Source organism: Kribbella sp., assembly GCF_035655035.1.
In the GTDB taxonomy this organism is placed as follows: Bacteria; Actinomycetota; Actinomycetes; order Propionibacteriales; family Kribbellaceae; genus Kribbella.
Genome location: NZ_DASRVN010000538.1, coordinates 1 through 3,274, shown reverse-complemented (window position 1 = coordinate 3,274; position 3,274 = coordinate 1). Strand labels below are relative to the sequence as shown.

5 protein-coding genes are annotated in these 3,274 nt (G+C 67.9%); 3 read left to right on the top strand and 2 right to left on the bottom strand.

Going from position 1 to position 3,274, the window contains the following annotated elements:
* Together VFF46_RS29245 and VFF46_RS29240 are read left to right on the top strand one after the other, a co-directional pair.
* Positions 1–489: DUF402 domain-containing protein (locus VFF46_RS29245; RefSeq protein ID WP_325040446.1), on the top strand; the 489-nt coding region annotated here is incomplete at its 5' end.
* Positions 490–520: 31 nt separating this feature from the next.
* Entirely contained in the window at positions 521–679 is a 159-nt protein-coding gene (locus VFF46_RS29240; RefSeq protein ID WP_325040445.1) for a hypothetical protein, read from the top strand.
* A 212-nt stretch (positions 680–891) separates the two neighbouring features.
* Here the strand turns inward: VFF46_RS29240 and VFF46_RS29235 are convergent, their stop codons facing one another.
* Positions 892–2,556 carry a fumarate hydratase gene (locus VFF46_RS29235; protein WP_325040444.1) on the bottom strand — a complete coding sequence of 555 codons (1,665 nt, stop codon included), beginning with the start codon at positions 2,554–2,556 and terminating at the stop codon, positions 892–894.
* Positions 2,557–2,637: 81 nt separating this feature from the next.
* On the bottom strand, positions 2,638–2,961 hold the full coding sequence (locus VFF46_RS29230) for a hypothetical protein (RefSeq protein ID WP_325040443.1): 324 nt from the start codon (positions 2,959–2,961) through the stop codon (positions 2,638–2,640).
* A gap of 96 nt (positions 2,962–3,057) precedes the next feature.
* On the opposite strand from VFF46_RS29230, the gene VFF46_RS29225 reads away from it, so the two are divergent.
* Positions 3,058–3,274: DUF1707 domain-containing protein (locus VFF46_RS29225; protein ID WP_325040442.1), on the top strand; the 217-nt coding region annotated here is incomplete at its 3' end.

The window sequence follows — 3,274 nt, the reverse complement described above, 5'->3', positions numbered from 1 at the left end:
GAGACGCGGTACGCCGGTCCGATCGGGATGTTCACCGAGGACCGGGTGCTGAAGCTCGACGTCTGGCGCGGGACCGGGATCCTCAAGGCGTCACCGTCCGGCAAGCCGTGGTCGGTCTGGTACTTCTGGGCCGCGGACGGGACCTTCCGCGGGTGGTACGTGAACCTGGAACGCGAACACGTCCGCGACCCGGAGGCCCGGCGTACCAGCACTGTCGACCACGTCCTCGACCTGTGGATCAACCCGGACCGCAGCATCGAGTGGAAGGACGAGGACGAGCTGGAGGGCGCGGTCGCCGCGGGGCGGTTCACGCCCGCCGAGGCGGAGCGGATCGTCGCGGACGCGCACGCGGCGATCCGGGACGTCGAGGCGTGGGTGGCGCCGTTCTCCGAGGACTGGCAGACGTGGGTCCCACCCGCGAGCTGGCGGGTGCCGCCCGCGCCGACCACCCACCAGCCGGCGCTGATCGCGGAGGAGCTGCACAGCTGACAACTGGTGGGTGCGGGATTAACTTGGAGGTATGTACACCATCGAGCTGCAGGCCGAGGAGCTCCAGATGCTGCGCTCGGCCCTTGGGTGCTACCTCCAAGCCTTCGGCCACAACGAGGCAGACCTCGTCCGCGCCGCCAAGGCCCTCCTCCTCAAACTCCCCGAAGAACTCCAAACCAAAGCCGGCTGACTCAACCCCGCGAGCGCAGAACCGTCAGCGCGACGGGCCGACCCCCACCCTGCTTTTTCAGCAACACGCGCGGACCGTCAATGGGACGGCTGACCCCCACCGCCTGCTTTCCGCTGCGGGGGCGGGTGGTCAATGGGACGGCTGACCCCAGCGCTTGTTTTCAACTGTGCGGGCGGATGGTCAATGGGACGGCTGACCCCCACCGCTCGTTTTCAGCTACGCGGGCGGACCGTCAGTGGGACCGGCTTCCTCGTGTCTGTGAAGAAGTCGTTTCCCTTGTCGTCCACGACGATGAAGGCCGGGAAGTCCTCGACCTGGATCTTCCAGATCGCCTCCATGCCGAGCTCCGGGTACTCGATCACGTCGACCGACTTGATGCAGTCCTGCGCCAGCCGCGCCGCCGGCCCGCCGATCGACCCCAGGTAGAACCCGCCGTGCTCCTTGCACGCCGCCGTCACCTTCGCCGACCGATTGCCCTTGGCAAGCATCACGAACGATCCACCCGCCGCCTGGAACTGGTCGACGTACGCGTCCATCCGGCCCGCCGTCGTCGGCCCGAACGACCCCGACGCGTACCCCTCCGGCGTCTTCGCCGGTCCCGCGTAGTAGACGGCATGATCGCGCAGATACGAAGGCATCGGCTCGCCCGCGTCCAGCCGCTCCTTGATCTTCGCGTGCGCGATGTCCCGCGCCACCACCAGCGGCCCGGTCAGCGACAGCCGGGTCTTCACCGGCAGCTTGGACAGCTCCGCGCGGATCTCACTCATCGGCCGGTTCAGGTCGACGCGGACCACCTCGGAGTCGTCCAGGTGCTCGTCGGTGGTGTCCGGCAGGAACCGCGCCGGCTCCGTCTCCAGTTGCTCCAGGAACACACCCTCCGGCGTGATCTTCGCGAGCGCCTGCCGGTCCGCCGAACAGGACACCGCGATCGCGACCGGGCAGGACGCCCCGTGCCGCGGCAGCCGGATCACGCGGACGTCATGGCAGAAGTACTTCCCGCCGAACTGCGCCCCGATCCCGAACTGCTGCGTCAGCTTGAAGACCTCCTCCTCCAGCTCCACGTCCCGGAACCCGTGCCCGACCGGCGATCCCGTCGTCGGCAGCGTGTCGAGGTAGTGCGCGGAGGCGTACTTCGCGGTCTTCAGCGCGAACTCGGCCGACGTACCGCCGACCACGACCGCGAGGTGGTACGGCGGGCAGGCCGCGGTCCCGAGCGACCGGATCTTCTCGTCCAGGAACTCCATCATCCGTGACGGGTTCAGCACCGCCTTGGTCTCCTGGTACAGGAACGACTTGTTCGCGGAGCCGCCGCCCTTGGCCATGAACAGGAACTTGTACGCCGGGTCGCCGGAGCCGGCCGGGGTCGAGTACAACTCGATCTGCGCCGGGAGGTTGGAGCCGGTGTTCTTCTCGTCCCACATGGTCAGCGGGGCCATCTGCGAGTAGCGCAGGTTCAGCTTGGTGTACGCGTCGTACACGCCGCGGCTGATCCACTCCTCGTCGACCGCGCCGGTCAGCACGCCCTCGGACTTCTTGCCCATCACGATCGCGGTCCCGGTGTCCTGGCACATCGGGAGTACGCCGCCGGCCGAGATGTTCGCGTTCTTCAACAGGTCCAGCGCCACGAACCGGTCGTTCCCGGACGCCTCCGGGTCGTCGATGATCCGCCGCAGCTGCTCGAGGTGCGCGGTCCGCAAGTAGTGCGAGATGTCGTGCATCGCCTCCGCGGTCAACTGCTGCAGCACCTCCGGCTGCACCTGCAGGAACGTCCTGTCGCCGGCGGTGAACGTACTGACACCCTCGGTCGTCAGCAGCCGGTACTGCGTCTCGTCAGTACCCAACGGCAACAGATCGGAGTAGTTGAAGTCCGCAGACACGCAATACCTCCACACAAACTGGACTGGACGCCCAAAGCCTAGTTCTCCCCGCACCGCCAGCCGACGCGACCTCCGTCTCACCTACTGCGGAGGTGTCCGCCGAACGGCCCGCCACGCACCCGGCAGTTCCAGACCCAGCGCGAGCCTGTGATACATCCGCTGGTCACCACTCATGCCCTTGCTCAGCCTGTTACCGGGCCCGGGCGCCCGGTGACGCAGCACGAAGGACAAGGCGACGATCACCACCGCTCCGAAGCCCCACATCACCACGGCGGCGGCAGGTATCTCGCCGGCGCCGGTGATCTCCAGGATCAGGCTCCACACAACACCGGCGTACACCGCCGGGAACGCGATCAGATAGCCGGCGGCCAGCGCCCGCCCCAGGACACCCTCAGGCCAGGTCATGGTGGACAGTATGAGGCCGGCTCAGGGATGGCGTCAGGGGTGAATCGGGGAAGAAACGGGCGGCAGTGGGCATGTGCCGCGCGTATGGTTTCTAGCGTGGCTCAGGATGACGTTCCCCAGCAGAACCGCCCGCAGGACGTGGTGCCGGCGCAGGCCGAGGACCCGGCGCTGCGACGGCGCGTGTCGGACCTCGAGCGCGAGGAGGTCGCCGACGTACTGCGTGACGCCGCCGGCGAGGGCCGGTTGTCGTACACCGAGCTGGAGGAGCGGCTGGAGACGCTGTACGCCTCCAAGACGTACGGCGAACTCGTCC